Origin of the sequence: Akkermansia muciniphila, from assembly GCF_030848305.1 — a bacterium.
Classification (GTDB): Bacteria; Verrucomicrobiota; Verrucomicrobiia; order Verrucomicrobiales; family Akkermansiaceae; genus Akkermansia; species Akkermansia muciniphila_A.
In genome coordinates this window covers 2,420,219-2,439,103 of the sequence record NZ_CP114598.1, presented here as the reverse complement: position 1 = coordinate 2,439,103, position 18,885 = coordinate 2,420,219, and the positions used below count along the sequence as shown (strand labels likewise).

General features: G+C 55.4%; 17 protein-coding genes and 1 tRNA gene. 11 read left to right on the top strand and 7 right to left on the bottom strand.

Annotated features, from left to right (window positions below; translation table 11 throughout):
- Positions 1–131: 131 nt before the first annotated feature.
- A complete protein-coding gene (gene katE / locus O4G22_RS10605; protein ID WP_430538345.1) occupies positions 132–2,387 on the bottom strand; it encodes a catalase HPII in 2,256 nt (751 codons plus the stop codon).
- Positions 2,388–2,918: 531 nt separating this feature from the next.
- Between katE and O4G22_RS10600 the strand changes: the two genes are divergently transcribed.
- The 4 genes from O4G22_RS10600 (at position 2,919) to O4G22_RS10585 (ending at position 9,569) form a co-directional block, all read left to right on the top strand.
- Positions 2,919–3,368, top strand: coding sequence for a protein jag (locus tag O4G22_RS10600; RefSeq protein WP_094136136.1), 450 nt, complete (start codon positions 2,919–2,921; stop codon positions 3,366–3,368).
- Between the two features lie 17 nt (positions 3,369–3,385).
- Entirely contained in the window at positions 3,386–4,363 is a 978-nt protein-coding gene (locus tag O4G22_RS10595) for a TlpA family protein disulfide reductase (RefSeq protein WP_306701756.1), read from the top strand.
- Positions 4,364–4,520: 157 nt separating this feature from the next.
- Positions 4,521–8,102: a bifunctional proline dehydrogenase/L-glutamate gamma-semialdehyde dehydrogenase gene (locus tag O4G22_RS10590; RefSeq protein ID WP_306701755.1), complete on the top strand. Its 3,582-nt coding sequence runs from the start codon at positions 4,521–4,523 to the stop codon at positions 8,100–8,102.
- Between the two features lie 312 nt (positions 8,103–8,414).
- Positions 8,415–9,569: an acyltransferase gene (locus tag O4G22_RS10585; RefSeq protein WP_306701754.1), complete on the top strand. Its 1,155-nt coding sequence runs from the start codon at positions 8,415–8,417 to the stop codon at positions 9,567–9,569.
- A gap of 293 nt (positions 9,570–9,862) precedes the next feature.
- Here O4G22_RS10585 and O4G22_RS10580 read toward each other — a convergent pair whose 3' ends face one another.
- From O4G22_RS10580 to O4G22_RS10570, 3 genes are read right to left on the bottom strand one after another with little or no spacing between them, the layout of a single operon-like run.
- Positions 9,863–10,126, bottom strand: coding sequence for a hypothetical protein (locus O4G22_RS10580; protein ID WP_094137187.1), 264 nt, complete (start codon positions 10,124–10,126; stop codon positions 9,863–9,865).
- On the bottom strand, positions 10,123–10,422 hold the full coding sequence (locus O4G22_RS10575) for a BlaI/MecI/CopY family transcriptional regulator (RefSeq protein WP_094137186.1): 300 nt from the start codon (positions 10,420–10,422) through the stop codon (positions 10,123–10,125). The genes O4G22_RS10580 and O4G22_RS10575 overlap by 4 nt, the downstream gene beginning before the upstream one ends.
- A gap of 44 nt (positions 10,423–10,466) precedes the next feature.
- On the bottom strand, positions 10,467–11,087 hold the full coding sequence (locus O4G22_RS10570; RefSeq protein WP_290488180.1) for a hypothetical protein: 621 nt from the start codon (positions 11,085–11,087) through the stop codon (positions 10,467–10,469).
- Positions 11,088–11,406: 319 nt separating this feature from the next.
- Between O4G22_RS10570 and O4G22_RS10565 the strand changes: the two genes are divergently transcribed.
- Genes O4G22_RS10565 through O4G22_RS10550 form a run of 4 tightly spaced genes read left to right on the top strand, consistent with a single transcriptional unit; the run spans position 11,407 to position 14,408 of the window.
- Positions 11,407–11,613, top strand: a complete 207-nt coding sequence (locus O4G22_RS10565) for a hypothetical protein (RefSeq protein WP_306701753.1) — start codon at positions 11,407–11,409, stop codon at positions 11,611–11,613.
- 8 nt (positions 11,614–11,621) lie between these two features.
- Complete coding sequence (locus O4G22_RS10560) at positions 11,622–13,256, top strand: portal protein (protein ID WP_306701752.1); 1,635 nt, start codon at positions 11,622–11,624, stop codon at positions 13,254–13,256.
- The gene (locus tag O4G22_RS10555) at positions 13,253–13,534 is read left to right on the top strand and encodes a hypothetical protein (RefSeq protein WP_290488182.1); all 282 of its coding nucleotides are present in this window, start codon (positions 13,253–13,255) and stop codon (positions 13,532–13,534) included. Before O4G22_RS10560 ends, O4G22_RS10555 begins: the two co-directional genes overlap by 4 nt.
- Complete coding sequence (locus O4G22_RS10550) at positions 13,527–14,408, top strand: hypothetical protein (protein ID WP_297674133.1); 882 nt, start codon at positions 13,527–13,529, stop codon at positions 14,406–14,408. Before O4G22_RS10555 ends, O4G22_RS10550 begins: the two co-directional genes overlap by 8 nt.
- A gap of 547 nt (positions 14,409–14,955) precedes the next feature.
- Here O4G22_RS10550 and O4G22_RS10545 read toward each other — a convergent pair.
- Positions 14,956–15,030: transfer RNA gene (locus tag O4G22_RS10545), tRNA-Val, on the bottom strand.
- A 171-nt stretch (positions 15,031–15,201) separates the two neighbouring features.
- Here O4G22_RS10545 and O4G22_RS10540 point away from each other — a divergent pair.
- Positions 15,202–15,705, top strand: coding sequence for a thioredoxin family protein (locus O4G22_RS10540; protein ID WP_094137180.1), 504 nt, complete (start codon positions 15,202–15,204; stop codon positions 15,703–15,705).
- A 179-nt stretch (positions 15,706–15,884) separates the two neighbouring features.
- Entirely contained in the window at positions 15,885–16,229 is a 345-nt protein-coding gene (locus tag O4G22_RS10535; RefSeq protein WP_094137179.1) for a ferritin family protein, read from the top strand.
- 19 nt (positions 16,230–16,248) lie between these two features.
- Here O4G22_RS10535 and O4G22_RS10530 read toward each other — a convergent pair whose 3' ends face one another.
- Positions 16,249–16,764 (bottom strand): C-GCAxxG-C-C family protein, encoded by a 516-nt coding sequence (locus O4G22_RS10530; RefSeq protein WP_094137178.1) that lies wholly within the window; start codon positions 16,762–16,764, stop codon positions 16,249–16,251.
- A gap of 17 nt (positions 16,765–16,781) precedes the next feature.
- On the bottom strand, positions 16,782–17,456 hold the full coding sequence (locus tag O4G22_RS10525) for a DedA family protein (RefSeq protein WP_256943594.1): 675 nt from the start codon (positions 17,454–17,456) through the stop codon (positions 16,782–16,784).
- Positions 17,457–17,563: 107 nt separating this feature from the next.
- Between O4G22_RS10525 and lpxB the strand changes: the two genes are divergently transcribed.
- Positions 17,564–18,685 (top strand): lipid-A-disaccharide synthase, encoded by a 1,122-nt coding sequence (gene lpxB / locus O4G22_RS10520; RefSeq protein WP_094137176.1) that lies wholly within the window; start codon positions 17,564–17,566, stop codon positions 18,683–18,685.
- Positions 18,686–18,885: the final 200 nt, after the last annotated feature.

The window sequence follows — 18,885 nt, the reverse complement described above, 5'->3', positions numbered from 1 at the left end:
GGGATATGAATAGTTGCTTTTTGATGTTGGTTATGATGCTATAACTCCTCGGATTTTTTAATAAAAACGGCTGCCGCGCCTTTCGACGGGGCAGCCTGTATTGGGAAGCGGTTCCTGAATAAGGAACGAATTTAGGCGCCGAAATCAAGGGTTTTGGGCTCGCGGCTCCAGACGCGGTGCTGTTTCATGGCCGTGATGAAGGAGGGCATCAGGGATTTGGTGTCCTTCGGCATGAGCAGCCCGGCGTCATCCATATCCTGGGGCAGGGAGACTGCCTCAAGCATGGCTTTGGCGTTGCCTGGCAGTCCGATGGCTTTCAGGTGCCTGTAGGCCTGGCGCAAATGGTACTTGGCATCTCCGTCTTTCAGGAGCGCTGCGATGCTTTGTTCCCCTTCCGGGACGATGACGGAGTCAAACAGGACGGAAGGAGTGCCGGACAGGGTCCCGTTAACCGGCAGACTTTCCCCTTCTTCCGTTGTTACGCTTCCCATGTGCGGGGCAATGATTTGGGGATGGATACCTTCTTCATGCAGGGCGTCGCAGATTTCTTTCACGGATTTCAGGCTGACGCCGTCCGCTGCCAGTAAAGAGACGCGGAGGCCTTTAAGGTTGCCGTCCGTATGGGCGTACAGGCTCAATGACGGATCTTTTTCCAGTCCGCAGACGGGCCTGGGCAGTTCCCTGCCGAGTTGTTCCCTGGTGAGTTCAATTCCCAGGTTGCGGGCCACTCCGCTTGCCAGGTCCGGATCAATGCGCGTCAGAAGGTCCACCACGCGTTCCCGGATATAGGGGCGCGTCACCTTCCCCAGCTCAAAACTGAACGCGTTGATGATATGCTCCTGTTCCACGGGAGTTTGACTCATCCAGAACAGCCGGGGGTGGGAATAGTATTCCGCGAAGGAGGGGCTCCGCAGACGTTCCTTGACACCGCTTACCGTCTGGGGGCTGGTGGTGAAGCCGCCTTTCTCCGGGGGAGTTTCTCTCGGCCAGTTGTTCCCGATGGAATTGGGATCATAGTTGGCCGGAGAGGCGTCTATCTGCATACGGTGAAAGCCGTCCCTCTGGTTGTTGTGGAAGGGGCAAATGGGGCGGTTGATGGGAATTTCCGTGAAATTGGCTCCTCCCAGCCGGTGCCGCTGGGTATCGCTGTAAGAGAAAATACGGCCCTGGAGCAGAGGATCGTCGGAAAAGTCAATGCCCGGCACGATATTGGCGGGGCAGAAGGCTGCCTGTTCCGTTTCCGCAAAGAAGTTGTCCGGGTTGCGGTTCAGCACCATTTTCCCGACGATTTCCACGGGAACCAGTGCTTCAGGAATGAGCTTGGTAGGGTCCAGAATATCGAAGTCGAATTGGTCTGCGTCCTCTTCCGGGATGAGCTGCAGCCCCAGCTCGTATTCCGGATAATCTCCGGCTTCAATGGATTGCCAGAGATCCTTGCGGTGGAAGTCAGGATCGCGTCCTGTTAATACCTGGGCTTCATCCCACACCAGGGATTTTTTCCCGTACAGCGGTTTCCAGTGGAAACGGACGAAAGTGCTTTTTCCTTCTTCATTGACCAGCTTGTACGTATGAATGCCGAACCCTTCCATCGTACGGAAGCTTCTGGGGATGCCACGGTCCGACATGGCCCACATGACGTTATGCAGAGTTTCCGGCTGCAGGGAGACGTAGTCCCAGAAAGAATCATGGGCCGTCTGCCCCTGGGGCATTTCATTGTGGGGTTCCGGTTTGACGGCATGGACGAAATCCGGAAATTTGATGGCATCCTGAATGAAGAAGACGGGCGTGTTATTGCCTACCAGATCATAGTTGCCTTCCTTGGTATAGAATTTGGTAGCCCAACCGCGGATATCCCTTACTGTATCCGGAGATCCTCTGAAGCCCTGCACGGTGGAAAAACGCACAAAGACCGGGGTTTTTTCTCCCGGATCCTGCAAAAAAGCCGCTTTGGTGTACTTGGAAAGGGATTTGTACACCTGAAAATAACCATGTGCCCCGGAACCTCTTGCGTGAACCACGCGTTCCGGTATCCGCTCCTGGTCAAAATGAGCCATTTTCTCCAGAAAGTGGAAGTCTTCAAGCAGAGATGGGCCTCTGCTCCCTGCTTTAAGTGTGTTTTGATCATCGGATATTTTAATTCCCAGGTTGCTTGTGAGGGCCTGCCCCATGCCGTTGGAGCGCATGGCATCCAACGCCCTGATTTTTTCCGTAGCGTTATCCGGCATTTTCATGGAACCGGGCGCGGAAGGTTCCGCATTGGGCGGCGTAGGTTTCGGAGTGGGTTCGATGAGCTCCGGATCAATCGTATCCGTATAATGGGGAGCGGCTTCTTTTCCGTTGGGAAAAGGGGCGATGTTGTTTTCCATGGGCGGCTTCTTTTTTTTCATTGGCTTGTTCATGAGGGACCGAATTTTTCTATGTGGGTATTAGTTCGACTTCTCTTTTTCCGGGGATGTTCCGCCCTGTTTTGTCATCAGTATTTCCCCGGAGCTGATGAAAAATTTTTTATAGAAATTGGTATTTAATATTTTATGGGATAAAGAACGGGCTGTGTGGAGAGGACTTTTTGATTGGCATGGCTGTGATGCCTGTATCCCATGTTTCATTGTCGGTAGGGAGAAGCGGAGATAACCGGGATATGGCCGCGGGCTGGCAGAAAACAGTTGATTTCCTTTCTGAGCAGTGTTTCCTGCATCTGGCGCCCGCCGAAGGGAGAAACGGAACCGCGTTGCCGAAACGGCAGGGCAGGGACGGCTTTGCGTACATGAAATGGAACGGAGCTTCCACAAATTTTCATAGACGAGGGGAATAAATAGGTTATGATTTTTATGTCAATCGGGTATTGGAGACAAGGCCCGCGCCGTCCGGCGCGAGACGGTTTTTCCGGTATGGAACCTTTTTCCTGTTAATTTAAAGTAATGACGGTGCAAGAAATAGCTGAACAGAGTTTGAAGAACCTTCTGGCTTCGCTGGGGTTTTCCGCGGATATCGAAGTAACGGAGACGGACGGCATCGTGTGCCTGAATATTGCTTCTCCGGATTCACAGTACATCATTGGGGGGGACGGGGACAGGCTGGATGACCTTCAGTACCTGGTCAACCGCATGATCCAGCGCAAGATGGAGAATGCTCCCCGCGTGAAGGTGGATTGCGACCATTACCGGGAGCGCAACGAAGCCCGCCTGCTGGAAAAGGCCCGTTCCCTGGCCGAACGCGTCCAGGAGAGCGGCAGGCCGATGAAGATGCCGCCGTTGAATGCCTACCACCGCCGCCTGGTGCATAATGCCCTTCAGTCCATGGAAGGAATTGTGACGGAGTCCGAAGACGGAGACAGCCGTTACAAGCGCATTACCATCAGGAGGGGCTGATGGCTTGCAGTTTATTCATGAGGACTTTGGCGGCCATTGCATTTTTGGCGCTGGCGTTTCCGGGACATGCGGAAACGGATGCTCTTGCCGTCTCCTGTTCTGCGTCTTCTTCACTTCCATTCCCTGTTCTGGTCGTGTACGGTTCAGCGGAAGCCGGTTCAGCGGAAGCCCGTTGGTTGAAAGCGCTCCAGCCGGGCTCGGAAGAACGCCGCGCGCTGGATGAATATGTGCGTGACGTGCAGTTTGTCACGATTCCCAGACATCCTGCCGTGAAAGATTGGGAAGAAGGCGGCAGCCTTTCCCGTGCGGCGATGCATGGTGTGCGCGTGCTGCCTTCCGTGGTTTTTCTTGATTCCAAGGGACGCGTGTTCGACCTGGTGGAGGGAGGGGCTTCTGTAGCTTCCCTGCGGGAAAAGGTGGCCCTGCTTGCGGAAAAAGCGCAACGCGTGCGGCCGGTGACGCGGGTGAATGATATTCCCAAGGGCGGGGATCCTGCGGCAGAGGCTTCCGCTATTTGCCGGGAGCTGGAACAGGTGCCTCCGGAAGCCTGGTTCCGGGATTATCCGGGCACCATGAAGCGTCTGGAAAAATTGAACTGTACGGCTCCGGCTTTTCTGAATGCCCGGGAGGCGGCCCTTCGTCTGGAGAAAAACAGGAAAACGGCTGAATTGCTTGGCGAGTCTTTCCGGGCCAGTAAAGCTTCTTCCATACGAACATGCCTGGAAGCGTGGCGTGCCTGCGCGGATGATCCCTCGTTATCCGTGGAGGAGCGCCAGTTAATTCTGCTCTCCATGGTGCATCCCCTCTGGGTGCGGCTGGAGGAGGTTCTGTACCGGGAAGCCCATACTCCGGAAAGCGAGGATGCCTTCAACCATGCGGTTGCGGTTTTGGAAGAGGTTCGGGACATGAACCGTTCCAGCGTTTGCGGCAGACGGGCGCACCAGCTCAGGGAAGAGCTGAGGAGAGCCCGTCTGGCGGCTGCGCGGTATGATTGATGCGTCTTTCCTGAGTTGCCGGAAATGGACAGGAAGCACCCCTGCTTCCGCCACGGAATCAAAGGATGCGTTTCCCTCCGTGATTCCTCTTTCCACAGGAAGGACCGGGCAAATTGGCTTGATTTTGCCCATGTCCGGGGCTAGTCTTCGAACCGTTATGACAGATTCATCCATCCCGGACATGATGGCGGAGGCTCGCCGAGGCCAATGGACTGACCAGCAGCTGGCAGCCAAGGCTGTGGAACTGGCGGAATCCATTTTAAGGCAGTCGAATTCCGGGATGAGAGGGACGGAGAAGAGGCAGGCGCAGCAAATGGAGCGGATGATGAATGATCCTGCGGGCAAGGCGTTTACGCTGGCGCTGGCGGATCGGGTGTTCCGTCCTTCTTCTCCGGCGCGGGGCGCGGAGTTGTTCCGCTATCTTCTGGACGGATATGGCGTTCCCCGTTATTTGTCTGCGGCGGACCGTTTCGCCATGAAGATGGGGGGGAGATTTTCCGATCAATTTCCGGGTGTGGTCATGCCCATGATTACCAGCCAGTTGAGAAAGGAGAGCTCCAATGTCATTCTTCCTGCTGAGGATGGAAAACTGCGCCCCCACCTGCGCCGCAGGCGCAAGGCCGGCATCCGGATGAACATCAACCAGCTGGGAGAGGCCATTCTGGGTGAAAGCGAGGCGCACCACCGTCTTCAGCAGGTCGTGGACCGGCTGACGGACAAGGACTGTGACTATATTTCCGTCAAGATTTCAGCCATTTTCAGCCAGATTCATCTGGTAGCCTTTGAAGAAACCGTCAAATTGATTCAGGAGCGCCTGCGCATCCTGTACCGGGCGGCCATTACCAATGCGGTAACGTTGCCGGACGGTTCCAGAAAGCCCAAGTTCGTGAATTTGGATATGGAGGAATACCGTGATCTTCATCTGACGGCGGAAGCGTTCAAACGTACGTTGATGGAGGATGAATTCATGCATCTGGAGGCGGGAATTGTGCTCCAGGCCTATTTGCCGGATTCCTGGGAGGAGCAAATGAAGCTGTGCGCCTGGGCGAAGGAACGCGTGGAGCAGGGGGGGGCGCGCATCAAAATACGCCTGGTGAAAGGCGCCAACCTGGCGATGGAGAAGGTGGAGGCCTCCATGCATGGCTGGGCGCAGGCCCCGTATGGCACGAAAGCCCAGGTGGATGCCAATTACAAGAGAATGCTCCATTACGGCTGCATGCCGGATAATGCCAGATATGTGCAGTTCGGCGTGGCTTCCCACAATCTGTTTGATTTATGTTATGCCATGCTGCTGCGTGAGCGGGAAGGCGTGCGTGACCAGGTGGAATTCGAAATGCTGGAAGGGATGGCGAACCATCAGGCGCGGGTCATCCGCCAGGTGGCGGACGGTCTGCTCCTTTATGCCCCCGTGGTTCTGAAGGAAGACTTTCACAGCGCCATTGCCTACCTGGTGCGGAGGCTGGATGAAAATACCAGTGAGGAAAACTTCCTGCATGATCTCTTCGGCATGACGCCGGGGTCCCGGAGCTGGGAGGTCCAGAAAAAGAGGTTTTTGAAGGCCTGTCAGGAAAAGGATGAGGTGAAGTACGGCCCCAACCGCATGCAGAACCGCGCTGCGGACCCCATCCAGCCCTCACATTACCGGGACGCCTTTGCCAACGAGCGGGATACGGACTGGTCTCTGAGGCAGAATGCGGAATGGATCAATGGGCTGATTGCCGCGGAGAAGGAAAAATCCGGCGAGGAAATCCCTCTGGTTATAGATGGTGAGGAAATTACGACTAATCTATGGGGCGTGGGGCGCGATCCGTCCCGTCATAATGAAGTTTCCTATAAATTCGCTTATGCGGACTTTGAGCAGGTTGAACATGCCTTGGACACGGCGGACAGGGCCCGTTCCTCCTGGGCGTCCAAGAGCATTGGCGAGCGCGCTGAAATCCTGCACCGGGCGGCGCAGGAGCTGTCCAGAATCAGAGGGAAAGCTATTGCTGCCATGGTGAGGGATGCCGGAAAGGCGCCCACGGAGGCTGATGTGGAGGTGAGCGAGGCCATAGACTTCTGCCGCTATTACGCGGAAGGCCTGGACCGCGACGGAATGAACGACGGCGTGGAAATGTCCCCGCTGGGTACCATTTGCGTGATGTCTCCCTGGAATTTCCCCTTCGCCATTCCGACGGGCGGAGTAGCTGCCGCCCTGATGGCGGGAAATGCCGTGGTGTTCAAACCGTCCGAACTGGCCGTTTATACGGCTTGGCAGATTGCCCAGGCGTTCTGGCGCGCCGGTGTTCCTAAAAACGTCCTTCAATTCGTGCCGATGCCGCGCAATGAAATTTCCCGCAAGTTTTTGATGGATCGCCGGTTGAACGGCGTGATCATGACGGGATCCTACCGCACCGGAAAAATGCTGCGCGAACTGCGGCCTGACCTGCACGTGCTGGCTGAAACCAGCGGAAAGGATGCCATGATCATTACCGCTACGGCGGACCCGGACCAGGCTGTGAAGGATTTGGTGAAAAGCGCTTTCGGCCATTCCGGACAGAAGTGTTCCGCCGCCAGTGTGGCTATTGTGGAGGCTTCCGTTTATGACAATCCTGCTTTTCTGCGTCAGTTGAAGGATGCCGCCGCCAGCCTGAAGGTAGGCAGTTCTTGGGAAGTAAACTCCGTGGTGACGCCGCTCATCAGGGAGCCGGAAGGAAATCTGCTCCGTGCGCTGACGCAGCTGGAACCCGGAGAGGAATGGCTGCTCAAGCCGGAACCCTCGGAAGACAACCCTTGCCTCTGGTCGCCCGGGATCCGGCTGGGCGTGAAACCGGGAAGCTGGTTCCACCAGACGGAATGCTTCGGTCCGGTGTTGGGCATCATCCGTGCGGAAAACCTGGAGGAAGCCATTGACATCCAGAACGACTCCGAATTTGGCCTTACCGGCGGCCTTCAGTCTCTGGATGAACGGGAAATTGCCTTGTGGAAAACTAAAGTGCAGGTGGGCAACGCGTACATCAACCGTGTCATCACCGGCGCCATCGTCCGCCGCCAGCCGTTCGGCGGGTGGAACCATTCCTCCATGGGGCCTGGCGCCAAAGCCGGAGGTCCCAACTACCTTACCATGCTGGGAAGCTGGGAGGAAAAGGCGCTGCCCCAAAAGCTGCGCACGCCGGGTGAGCGTATCTCCGGCCTGGTGGAAAAACTGTGCTCCGAGTTGCCGGACTGCGCCAAGCGCATCCGTTCCGCGGCCGGTTCCCAGGCCAAGTGGTGGATGGAGGAATTCGGCGTGGAGCATGATCCCTCCCATATTTACGGAGAAAATAATACCTTCCGCTATATCCCTGTGAAGGGGATTCTGGCCCGTGTGGAAAACATGTCCGACGATGACGTCGCCATTCTGCTGCTGGGGGCGAAACTGTGCGGGGTGCTCCTGCATCTGAGCGTAGGGGAAGAGCGCCCCTGGATTCGGAAAATGAATGGCTACTATGCTTCCCTGACGGTGGAAACGGAAACGGAATTGATCGGACGGATGCCGGAAGCGATTCAAGGTGTGCGATTCCTGCGTGGAACAGATGTTTCCGAGGCTCTGGCCAATGCCGCCCGTGCATGTGATGCGGAAGTGCTGGACCGTCCCGTGTTTTCCAATGGGCGGCTGGAACTGCTGGGATATTTCCGGGAACAGTCTGTTTCCGAAACCGTTCACCGCTACGGCAATCTCATCCCGCCGCCGGGCAGTTTTAAGACGGACAGCGTGTGAAGGAGGGAGAGGGCCTGAATTCCGGTTTCCGGGAATCTTAGCCATGAGCATGAATGAAAATCCCCCCTGCAAATTCAAAAGGAAAACATGGGCGTTTGGATGGGGCTCCCCTTCTGTTTCAGAATAGTTCTTCATCGGAATACGGCGGAAAAATTTCCCTTGCAGGGAAGGAAGCGGTGTGTCCTGTTGAATGAGAGATAAACTTCTCCGAATTTATTTCTTTTTCCCATTTGATGATAGAACGTTTCCGGGAAACGGGTATATTATCAGACACGTTTGCGATAACGCGGCGCCTTTTTCTCCCACGTAACCATGAACATCAACCAATCACCGAATTCTTGCGGCAGACACATTGCCTGGGTGGACTTTCTGCGTATTCTGGCCTGTTTCCTCGTTGTCCTGGCCCATTGCTGTGATCCGTTCGTAGGAAGTTTTGACGGTTCCTTCAACTTTAAATCCGCTGTCTTCTGGGGCAGTCTGGTACGGCCGTGCGTGCCTCTGTTCGCCATGATCTCCGGAGTATTGCTCTTTCCGGTCACCTTGGAAATGGGCGTTTTTTACTCCAGGCGCCTCAAAAGGGTACTGGTTCCGCTCATTGTCTGGTCATTGGCGCTTCCCTTGCTCTACTTCGGATACTTTGCCGCAGGCGTTCAAACGGTCAGTCCCAATATCGTGATGGACACTTACACCTGGAGCGCCACCGTCGGCAAGCTGTACACCTTCTTCTTCAACTTCAACTATGATACCACGCCCCTGTGGTACGTATACATGCTGGTGGGCCTGTACCTCTTCATGCCCATCATGAGCGCGTGGCTGACGCAAGCCAAAAGGCGGGACGTGAAAATCTTTCTGGGCATCTGGATATTCAGCATGACTCTTCCCTACATCCAGATGCTTGCTCCGGCGCTGGGTTATGAGGGCAATTACGGCAATATGGGCATTCTGGGTGTTTGCGATTGGAATCCGTACGGTATGTTTTATAACTTTTCCGGATTCCTAGGATACATGGTGCTGGCGCATTACCTGACCAAATACCCGCTGGCCTGGAGCTGGAAAAAAACGCTGGCCATTACGATTCCCCTCTTTTTGATTGGTTTTGCCGTTACGTTCTTCGGCTTTCTGGAAACGCAGAAGCACTTCCCCGGCCAGTACTCCAAGTTGGAAGTGCTCTGGTATTTCTCCGGAATCAATGTATTCCTGATGACCTTTGCCATCTTTGTCATTGTCAGCCGGCTAAAAATCAAGGAAGATCCGAGGCTAAGCAAGGCGGCGGCGCTTACTTTCGGCGTGTATTTGTGCCACTTCTTCTTTGTCCAGTGCTCCTATGACTTCGTGAATTTCATCGGGCTGGGAGGTTTGCCCTCCGCCGTGAAAATTCCGTTGATGGCCTGTCTGGCCTCCGCTGTCTCCGTGGCGTTGGTATGGCTGTTGAGCCTGAACAGGTGGACGCGCAAAGGTATCATGTAAACCGCAGATATTTTCCGAAAGATACCTCAGGTAGTATTAATTTGCAGGTTATCTTTTATTTTGCGGCATTAAGGGCAGGAAGCTTTTCGGGAAGAAGCGCCCATAGTTCTGGATAGCAGAAAGAGAACAGGGCGGAATTTTTTGTGTTGCTGATCCAAAGTAACGTTATAAGTTTGAATAATAATAATTAAATTTTTCCTTAAGGAGTACTTCTTGCGGAGTGCGTGATTCCCCTCTGAAAAAAGCTTTCCTGGTTTATTGAATTGAAAAGCTTGTTGGTTTAGTTCCTCTATTTATTTTTCAGAAAGAGGGTGCTGATGCAGGTTGAGCTCCGCAGGAGGAATGGCCTGGAGCAGGGCCAGGACGGGGTCCTGCGCCGCGCCTCCCGTTTCCCGCTGGCGGTTGAATTCCTCCTCTTCCTGCTGAAGGGCCGCCAGTTTGGTGTCTTCCACCAGCGCCTTGAATTTGTCCGCCTGGGAGTATTCTCCGTCCTCGTCCCGGAAAACGCGGGCCAGCCAGCGGCGTTTTTCTTCCGTACTGAGCAGGGGATTGTTCATTTGCCGGGGAATGTGTTTTTGTCCAGCAGATTTCCGGCAAGCTGCTCTCCATCTGCGGTGGGCCGGTAAACATAAGGGCGACCTTCTCCAATACGGTTGACGTATCCCTGCGCAATGAGATCCTGCAGGATATTGGTAACGGTATTAGGGTGCAGGCGTGTGGCTTCCGTAATAGTGCTGTGGCGCCTGTACCCGGCAATGACGGCCAGGATGACCTGGGCACTACTGAGGCGGAAGTCCAGCCTGCGGACGTTGGCGGCAAATATCTGTATGAAATCCAGGGCTTTCATGAGCATGTATTCACAACTTATTGTTATGTTGTTTGCTTATTATTATCATGTTATTCACATTCTTCCGGGCAAGAGGGAGATTTGATTTTTCTCAGCAGATCCAGCAGCGGGTGGGAATCATTGGAAAAGCACTGCACCGCATTGACGGTTGCCGCCTGCGGAAGAATGATTTTATGGAATTCCTGGTTAAGATTCTGGCGCAGGCTTTGGTTGCCCGTCAGGGGCATGGCCAGTTTTTCCGCCAGCCGGGTGGCCAGCGCGTCCATGAAGAGGGGATCGAATTGATCGGCGTCTTCAATATCGGCAATGTAGCTTAGGGGCAGCGGGGCGCAGGAAGCGTGAATGCGGCGTCCCTGCATTTTCCATTCCGAGCATTCCACATCCAGCACGCGCAGGCAGTCTGCGGGCAGGGTGAATTGATAGGGAGTCAGGGAATTGGGCGCCTGTGCGGAAACGGAGTCCAGCGTGGTTTGCGTGGCGGCGAAGGTCCAGCGCGCCATGCAGAGAGTTTCCCTGCGGGCCGGATGGTAATGAAGAACGCAAAGGCGGGATGCCGTGGATTCATTGGCAATCAGCGCGTCCAGAGGTGCCTCCCCTATTTTTGAGAGGGCTGCGTTGCAGATGTCCAGCGCGGATGGAGTATCCGGCTGAAGTAAGGATTCATTGATCATAGCGCCCTATGTTTTGGAGGAAACGGATGCGGAATGCATCACGTTTGGTGGCGCCCTCTTTAATGCCACCAGTGGCATGTATGCGTCCGGTTTTTCCTCAGGTGCATTTTTTGCCGATTCGTTTATTTGATAAATGCAAGCACCTGCCCGGATTGCCCGGGCAGGTGGGGTAAGCGCCCTTTCCTTCCATGGGAAAAGAACGCTCCCGCCGCATGGATTGTCTGTGAGGCGGGCATCATCCTCTGGAGCCTTTATCCGGCAGACGGGAAGGGGAATCAATATCAACCATGAATAGAAAGCAAAAGAAATTATGGGATTCATGAAACCGTCCACTCCTTCCGCTTCTGCTCCGGAGCAGACCATCCCGGTCAAGGCGGAGAGCGTGGAACAAGAAGTAGGGAAAGATTATCAGGCCCGGGAACGGCAGAGGCAGGGAATGATTTCCACCATTCTCGCGCGCCGTCATTCTTCCGAAGGGCAGGGGGAGGTCAATCCGCGGACTCTGCTTAGGAAAACTCTGGGATAGGCGCTGCCATGGAAGAAAGAGTTGCGGAGTTGAATTCCGTGTACAAGTCCCTGGCCGTCCAGCGCGCGCCATGGGAGACGTGGTGGGACCGTCTGAGGGATTACGTGCTGCCTCGCCGCCTGAACCGGGAAGGGGAGGTTTCCCTGCCCAACAGGGACGCCATGGACCGCATGACGGATACTACTGCCGTGGAGGCATGCCAGAAGCTGGCCAGCGGCCATATGTCCTATATTACGCCCAGCCATGACGTATGGTTCAAGTGGTCGGCTCCGGACGACCGGGGAGGCGACGAGGCGGAGGCCTGGTATAACCAGTGTTCGGAAATTGCCCTAAAAGAATTGTCCGTTTCCAATTTTTACACGGAGATCCATGAGTGTTTTCTGGACCGGGTGGCTTTGGGGACCGGAAGCCTGTTTACGGGCACTTCCTCAGACGGAAGGCTGTTGTTCACCAATATTCCGTGCGGCCAGTTCGCCTGTGCGGAGAATGCGGAAGGCCGGGTGGATACCTACGTCAGGGAGTTTTCCTACACGGCCCATCAGGCGCGCTCCATGTTCGGGGTGAAAGCTCTGGGGCCCAGGGCCCGGGAAGTTTTGGAGCGCGGAGGCAATCCGTATGCCACGACTTTGAGGTTTCTGCATGTGGTGCGTCCGCGCACCCGGCGCAGCCGCCGCAGGGAGCAGGCTTCCCACATGCCGTTTGAAAGCGTTTACCTGTCTCTGGATGACCAGGTGATCGTGGAGGAGGGGGGATATATGGAGTTCCCTTATCTGGTAACCCGCTTTTTGAAGTGGGGCAGCGGCCCGTACGGCCTGGCTCCCGGCAGGCTGGTGTTTCCCGCCATCCAGCAGGTGCAGTTCCTGAACCGTATTCTGGACACTCTTGGCGAGGTGGCCGCCTTTCCCCGCATTCTGGAGCTTGCCAACCAGATTGGGGAGGTGGATTTGCGAGCCGGCGGCAGGACCGTCATTACCCCGGAGGCCGCTTCCCTTCATCTTCCCCGGGAGTGGGCCACGCAGGGCAGGTATGATGTCGGGATGGACCGTCTGGCGCAGAAGCAGGATGCGATACGACGCGCCTATTATCTGCCCATGCTGGAGCTATGGAGCGGGCGCCACGGCAATATGACCGCCACGGAGGTCATGGCGCGGGAGAATGAGCGCGTCTTGATGTTTTCTCCTTCCTTTACGCTGTTTGTGAGTGATTTGTATTCCACAATGACACGCATTTTTTCCCTGCTGTTCCGTATGGGCAAGTTTCCCAGGCCCCCCCGTGCGGTATTGAGGGAGGGGAGGGACGGCTTCGTTGCCGTGGGAGAACCCAGGGTTGTCTATCAGTCAAAGATTGCCCTGGTGCTCAGGCGCTTGCAGAGCGAAGGGATGGACCGCAGCCTTCAGCGGCTGAACATGATGATGCAGGCTGCCCCGGATTTGGCGGATCATGTGGACTGGGACCACTGTTTCCGCCTGTCCGCCCGGGTGGACGGAGCCCCGGAGAGCATGCTGAGGCCCTGGGCCGATGTCCGCGCCATGCGGAAGGAACGGGCGGACCTCCGGCAGGGAACCTCCCCGGCTCCGGCGGAAGAGGATCCTTACGCTTCCCTCAATCCTTTGCTTGACCAGTTAACCGCGATTCAAAAATGAACCAGGATACGACATTGCAGCAGGAGGCCTCCGTCCGGGAGGCCCGTCTCAAAAGGCGCCAGCTTCTCCGGGTGTTTGACACTCCGGACGGGCGTGAGGCGCTTTCCTTTCTGGAAGCCCGCTTCCAGACTGATTTGCCCGTTTTTCAAGGCAGTCCGGGGAATTACGACCCTCTGGACGCCATGAGGAGGGATGCCTACAGGGAGATATTTCTGTACATCCGCCGCCAGCTCCAATTAGCCATTAAAGAAACTACAGAAGAAGAAAAAAATGATTGATTCCACTAATAACAGCATGGCCGCTCCTTTCAGGGATGCGGAGGGTTCCGGGGCCGTTTCCCCGGAGACGGAAGCGTTGGCCGGAGCCGCGGTTCCAACTGAACCTTTTCCTCCCCTTCTGGGGGAGGACGGAGGTTTTGCTCCGGATTGGTACGCCCGGTTTGATGAGCTGAAAGGGATGGAGAAATCCCTTTCCAAGTTTAAGACGCCGGAGGCCCTGGCGAAGAGTTACGCGGAGCTGGAACGCCTGCGACGTTATCCCGGCGTGGAGAATGAAGAACAGATGGCGCGGTTCCGCCGGCTGGCCGGATTGCCGGAGTCGGAGGAGGAATACCGCCTGGAACGTCCTGAATCCACGCCGGAAAGCGAATGGAATGCCGACCTGGCAGAACGCATGGCCCGCACGGCCTATCGTTACGGAGTGCCGCCGGAGGCAATGAACGCTCTTCAGGAGACGATGGCCCAGGCATATGATGAGGCCCGCGAGCACATGGAAGATGCCCGGATGGAGATGGAAATGCAGGCGGAACAGTCCCTTCAGCAGGAATGGGGTTCCAATTATGAACGCAACATGGGCAGGGCTGCCGCCGTTCTCCGGCGGCTTGCCTCTGAAACAGGGGTGGACGCGGACGCTTTGCTGGATAATCCAGGGCTCGGTTCCAATCCGGATGCGATCCGCCTGTTGTACCAGGCGTCACGCCTGCTTGATGAGGCTCCTCTCCATCATGCAGGAAATGCGGCGCCTTCTCCCGCGCAGGAAGCCATGCGGATGGAATCGGATCCATCCCACCCTCTTTATGAGGCGTATATGAATGTGAATCATCCCAATCATAAATATGCCAATGAGTTATATGACCGTTTGACCACCCGTTAATTTCCCGGACGCTTTAACCAGCGGAATTTCATAATAAGAAGCAAGCCCGGCGGAGTATCTTCCGCCGGGCTTTTAATGGTCATTGTTTCATCAGGGAAGGAGGGGTAAGGGCTGGGGCCTTAGACTGCCTTCCTATCATTAGCGTCCCGGGAAGGGGCTTGTGTTCAAAAAAAGTTGGAAAAACATTTTCCCCGCATGGGAAACGCATGAGGTGAAATATTCATCATATCGTTCACCGTAAGTGAGTAAGAAGGTAGCTATCTCCCGTATTTTCTCTTATTCTCGCAAATTAGTCTTTTGCATTGAGCGCTTTAGAAAGGAATGGGGTTTTAAGGAGAATGACATTCGTTATATTGTACGTTATTATTTATCATAAATGAATTACGATTTATCTGCACAATTTTTTACACAAAACGTCAACGCATCTTAGCGTTCCCCCAGTAAACGGACGGAATGTGCAGACAGGTAAAAACGCTGTAATCCTTTTGATATTCAATAGGTAGAATAAAAAAGACTGCCTCGCCGGAGGCAGTCTTTTTGTTGAAGATGGTACGCGGTATAGGATTTGAACCTACGACCTCCACCATGTCAAGGTGTTGCTCTACCACTGAGCTAACCGCGCGTTTGTAAGTGCGGGCGGATTATTACCCGATTAAGGAGGAAAGAGCAATACTTTTTTTGAGGGCGCTTCGTTTTGTGAAGGGTGACGGAAGCGTTTCTTCGGTAAGAAGACGCTGATTTCTCTTCCTATACAAAGTATTTTTGCTAATCTGAAAAAAACGTTTTACCGAGTATGATGAACAGACATTTTATTTTTGCGTTGTGTACGGTGTTGGGATTCAGCGTTTCCGGCGTTTCCATGGCTCAAGGCGTTCCCGTGGACAAGGAAGCCGCCGCCAAGGCCGCCAAGGCGGCGAAAGTGAAATTCCGCTGGGGTAAGAGCCTGAAGAGCGCTCAGAAGCAGGCGGCGGAAACCGGCCTTCCTATTGTTCTTCTTTTCACGGGAACGTCCTGGTGCGGCTTTTGTATTAAGCTGGAGAAGGAAATACTTTCCAAAAAGGACTTCAAGCAAGGCATGGACGGCGTGGCTATCGGCGTCAAATTTGAATTCGGCAGTTCGGATTTCAGCAAATCCAAGGAAGCCAAGACGTATAAAATTACCGGCGTGCCGGTCATGGTGGTAGTGGATGCGGAAGGCAAGGAGCTGGGCCGCACGGGTTATGTTCCCGGCCGTACTCCCGCCCAGTACGTTGAATTCTTCAAGAAATACGCGCCCAAGGCTGCGGAAGCCAAGTAAGGCTGTTGTTCCGGAAAAATTTGATTAACAGGAGCGCCGGCAGAAAACCCGGCGCTCCTTTCTTGTTCCGGCAAAAGATGCTGGTCATTTATTCGCTGTACTGTTTTCAAGGCTGCAGTCGTATAAAAGTTATGACAAAGCATATTGAATGAAGGCTTTCTGTATCAGGTCTCATCTGCATGCCTGAATTTACAAATGCATTTAGCGGATTAAAGGAAAACCGGAAACTCACTCATGGCGAATTGGTGAGGGCCATCCGGTTCATGATCGCAGCGGAATATGAAGCCATCCAGCTTTATACCCAGCTTGCAGAATCCATCGACCATAAACTGGCCCAGGAAGTCCTGCTGGATATTTCCAATGAGGAAAAGGAACACGCGGGCGAATTTCTCCGCCTCCTCCAGGTGCTGGCCCCGGACGAACAGGGCTTTTATGACGAGGGGATGGGTGAAACCAATGAAAAAATTGACAAGTTGAAGGCGTCCTGTCCGGACGGCGCATGCAACAGTTCCGCCGCCCATTGACGGTGCCTTCCGTCTGTAGTTAAAGCGCCCGGTTTCCCTGTAAAGGGGGCCGGGCGTTTTCATGACGCCGGGCTTTTGCTTCCAGCTCGGCCGCGTGGCGGGCGCAGAAGGCAATGCAGCGTTCACAGGGGCGGGAGGCGTAATAAGCTGCCGTTCTTTCTCCGGGGCGCGCCGTTTCCGCAGCCAGGCGCTCAGGGGACAGCCCCAGCAGTTCCCGGCAGTAAAGCGTGCCGAATTCCTGTTTAAAGGAGGCGGCCAGGGATTGAACCAGAGAAAAGATTTTCTCCTTTTCTCCGGTTTCCGGGGAACTGTTTCCGTACAGGCTCCCTGCCAGCATGCTCAGTCCGCAAAAAGCGCCGCATACTTCCCGCATGCGTCCAATGCCTGCCCCCAGGGGGGAGGACAGCTTCAGGGCCGTTTCTTCCGTCAGTCCGCAGACATCTGCAAAAGCGGCAAAGACGGATTGGGAACAATTATATCCCTGGTGGAAATAATCCAGAGCCCGGGCAGTCCGGTCTTCCTTGGAAGGGATCATAGGAAAAAGGGTTTCTTTTACTGCTTTTTTTCTGCGGGCGTGTCCGCTGCGGCTTTTTCCGGCTTGTTGCGATCCGTCAGACGAAGCATGAGTATGTAGCAGACGGCCAGCACCAGCACGGCCAGAATAAGAGGAAGGCTTTCGCTCTTGACGGTGCGGATCAGCTCCTCCGGAGATTTGAGCAGTTCCGGATGCCGTTCCCCGATGCGGTGCCCGTACCAGGCGAGCACCGTGCACCAGGCAACCGAGCCGAGCACGGTGACCAGGGAGAAAATGCCGAAGCCCATGCGGACAATGCCGGCGGGAATGGAAATGAGATGGCGGATGACGGGCAGAAGGCGGGCGAAGAAGACGCCGGAAACTTCGTACCGCTGAAGGAAGATTTCCGCCTTTTCCACCTTGTGGGGCGGCATGAAAAAGAATTTGCCCCAGCGCATGACGACCGGGCGGCCCACGGTCCGGGCCACGGCGTAGGTAATGGCGGAACCCAGCCAGGAGCCGAACGTTCCGGCGGCCACCACTCCCCAGAAGCTCATGGATGCTCCTGCCTGGGCGGACAGGATGGCCGCGGGCGGGATGACCACTTCGCTGGGAACGGGGAAGATGGAGCTTTCCATGGCCATCAGGACAATGACGCCCGCATATCCCCAGTCCTGCACCCAGGACATCCAAAGTGAGATCAACTCATGCATAACGGCGCGTATCTTGCATCAAAATCCTTGAAAGGAAAGTCTTTTATTGCGTCCCGGGAACGGGGCTGGTAAGATAAGAAAGCATCCGGCGCGCGCCGTTGCAGAAAATGATGAAGCTTTATATCATAGCAGGCGAAAAGAGCGGGGACATTCATGGTTCCCTGTTGTTGAAAAATCTGCTGCGCCTGATGCCCGGCATGGAGGTCTCGGGGCTGGGAGGCCATGGCATGCACGCGTTATGCCCCGGCGTGGAGGACTGGGCGGATGAAGCCGCCGTTATCGGCGTGGTGGAGGTGCTCAAAAAATACGGATGGTTCAGAAGGCGTTTTCTCTCCATTCTGGAGAGGATACGGCAGGACCAGCCGGATTGCCTGGTTTTGATTGATTATCCGGGGTTTAACCTGCGGCTGGCGGAGAGGGTCCGCAAGTGCTGCCCCCGCACCAAAATCGTTTATTTTATTTCCCCGCAGGTTTGGGCGTGGCACCGTGGGCGCATTCCCAAGATGGTGCGCATGCTGGACTTGATGATGTGCATCTTCCCCTTTGAGGCCCCCTTGTTCCAGGAAGCCGGCCTGAGAACGGAGTTTGTGGGGCATCCCCTGGTGGATGAAATTGCTTCCATCCGTAAGGAGGGCGTCCGGGAGCCGTCACTGGTCGGTCTGTTTCCCGGCAGCCGGAACCGTGAAATTGACAGGCATTTCCCGGTATTTATAGAGGTAGTGAGCCGTCTTTCCCGGGAACGGCCGGAACTGTCCTTTGAAACCGCCGCTTCCACGGAGGCTCTGGCGGAAAGAATGCGCGGCATGGCGCGGAAGGCCGGCATGCCGCCGGAGCTGTTCCACATTACGGTGGGGGGATATCATGAGCTGATGGACCGCGCCGCCGTGGGGGTGGTGGCTTCCGGCACCGCCACCATGGAGGCCGCCTTGCACCGCCTGCCGTACACGCTGGTGTACAAGGTTCCCCTGCTGACGTACTGGATGGCCCGCATGCTCATCAAGATACGCTTCATCGGCATGGTGAATATCCTGGCGCAGAAACCCGTGGTGAAGGAGCTGGTTCAGTTTGATTTTACGCCGGACAAGGTGATTGATGAAATAGAACGCCTGCTGGTTCCGGAAAACAGGGACGCCCTGCTGGAGGAAATGAAACAGGCCTCCGACAAACTGGGGCAGGGAGGGGCTGCGGAACATGCGGCCCAGGCCGTCTGCCGCCTGTTGAAGGAATAATTCAGGAGCTCCAATGATGCATTGGGGCCGGGAAAGCGCCGTTCCGGCCCTTGATGCGGGAAAATGGGGCAGGGGAAGAGAATTGGCCCTCCAATTTCGGGAACAGGGCATGTAACGCATTTTTGTCCGGCCGCCCCAGCCCTGAATTGTAGATATCCCGGCGCTGCCGTGATGCAGCAGGCAACGTCCCAGCAGCCGGG

Coding starts and splice junctions, on each gene's coding strand:
- O4G22_RS10595 (WP_306701756.1), top strand. CDS start 3,386: ATGAGGACTTTGGCGGCCATTGCATTTTTGGCGCTGGCGTTTCCGGGA.
- O4G22_RS10580 (WP_094137187.1), bottom strand. CDS start 10,126: ATGAACAATCCCCTGCTCAGTACGGAAGAAAAACGCCGCTGGCTGGCC.
- O4G22_RS10565 (WP_306701753.1), top strand. CDS start 11,407: ATGAAACCGTCCACTCCTTCCGCTTCTGCTCCGGAGCAGACCATCCCG.
- O4G22_RS10540 (WP_094137180.1), top strand. CDS start 15,202: ATGATGAACAGACATTTTATTTTTGCGTTGTGTACGGTGTTGGGATTC.
- O4G22_RS10550 (WP_297674133.1), top strand. CDS start 13,527: ATGATTGATTCCACTAATAACAGCATGGCCGCTCCTTTCAGGGATGCG.
- O4G22_RS10590 (WP_306701755.1), top strand. CDS start 4,521: ATGACAGATTCATCCATCCCGGACATGATGGCGGAGGCTCGCCGAGGC.
- O4G22_RS10600 (WP_094136136.1), top strand. CDS start 2,919: ATGACGGTGCAAGAAATAGCTGAACAGAGTTTGAAGAACCTTCTGGCT.
- O4G22_RS10585 (WP_306701754.1), top strand. CDS start 8,415: ATGAACATCAACCAATCACCGAATTCTTGCGGCAGACACATTGCCTGG.
- O4G22_RS10570 (WP_290488180.1), bottom strand. CDS start 11,087: ATGATCAATGAATCCTTACTTCAGCCGGATACTCCATCCGCGCTGGAC.
- lpxB (WP_094137176.1), top strand. CDS start 17,564: ATGATGAAGCTTTATATCATAGCAGGCGAAAAGAGCGGGGACATTCAT.
- O4G22_RS10530 (WP_094137178.1), bottom strand. CDS start 16,764: ATGATCCCTTCCAAGGAAGACCGGACTGCCCGGGCTCTGGATTATTTC.
- O4G22_RS10555 (WP_290488182.1), top strand. CDS start 13,253: ATGAACCAGGATACGACATTGCAGCAGGAGGCCTCCGTCCGGGAGGCC.
- katE (WP_430538345.1), bottom strand. CDS start 2,387: ATGAAAAAAAAGAAGCCGCCCATGGAAAACAACATCGCCCCTTTTCCC.
- O4G22_RS10560 (WP_306701752.1), top strand. CDS start 11,622: ATGGAAGAAAGAGTTGCGGAGTTGAATTCCGTGTACAAGTCCCTGGCC.
- O4G22_RS10525 (WP_256943594.1), bottom strand. CDS start 17,456: ATGCATGAGTTGATCTCACTTTGGATGTCCTGGGTGCAGGACTGGGGA.
- O4G22_RS10575 (WP_094137186.1), bottom strand. CDS start 10,422: ATGCTCATGAAAGCCCTGGATTTCATACAGATATTTGCCGCCAACGTC.
- O4G22_RS10535 (WP_094137179.1), top strand. CDS start 15,885: ATGCCTGAATTTACAAATGCATTTAGCGGATTAAAGGAAAACCGGAAA.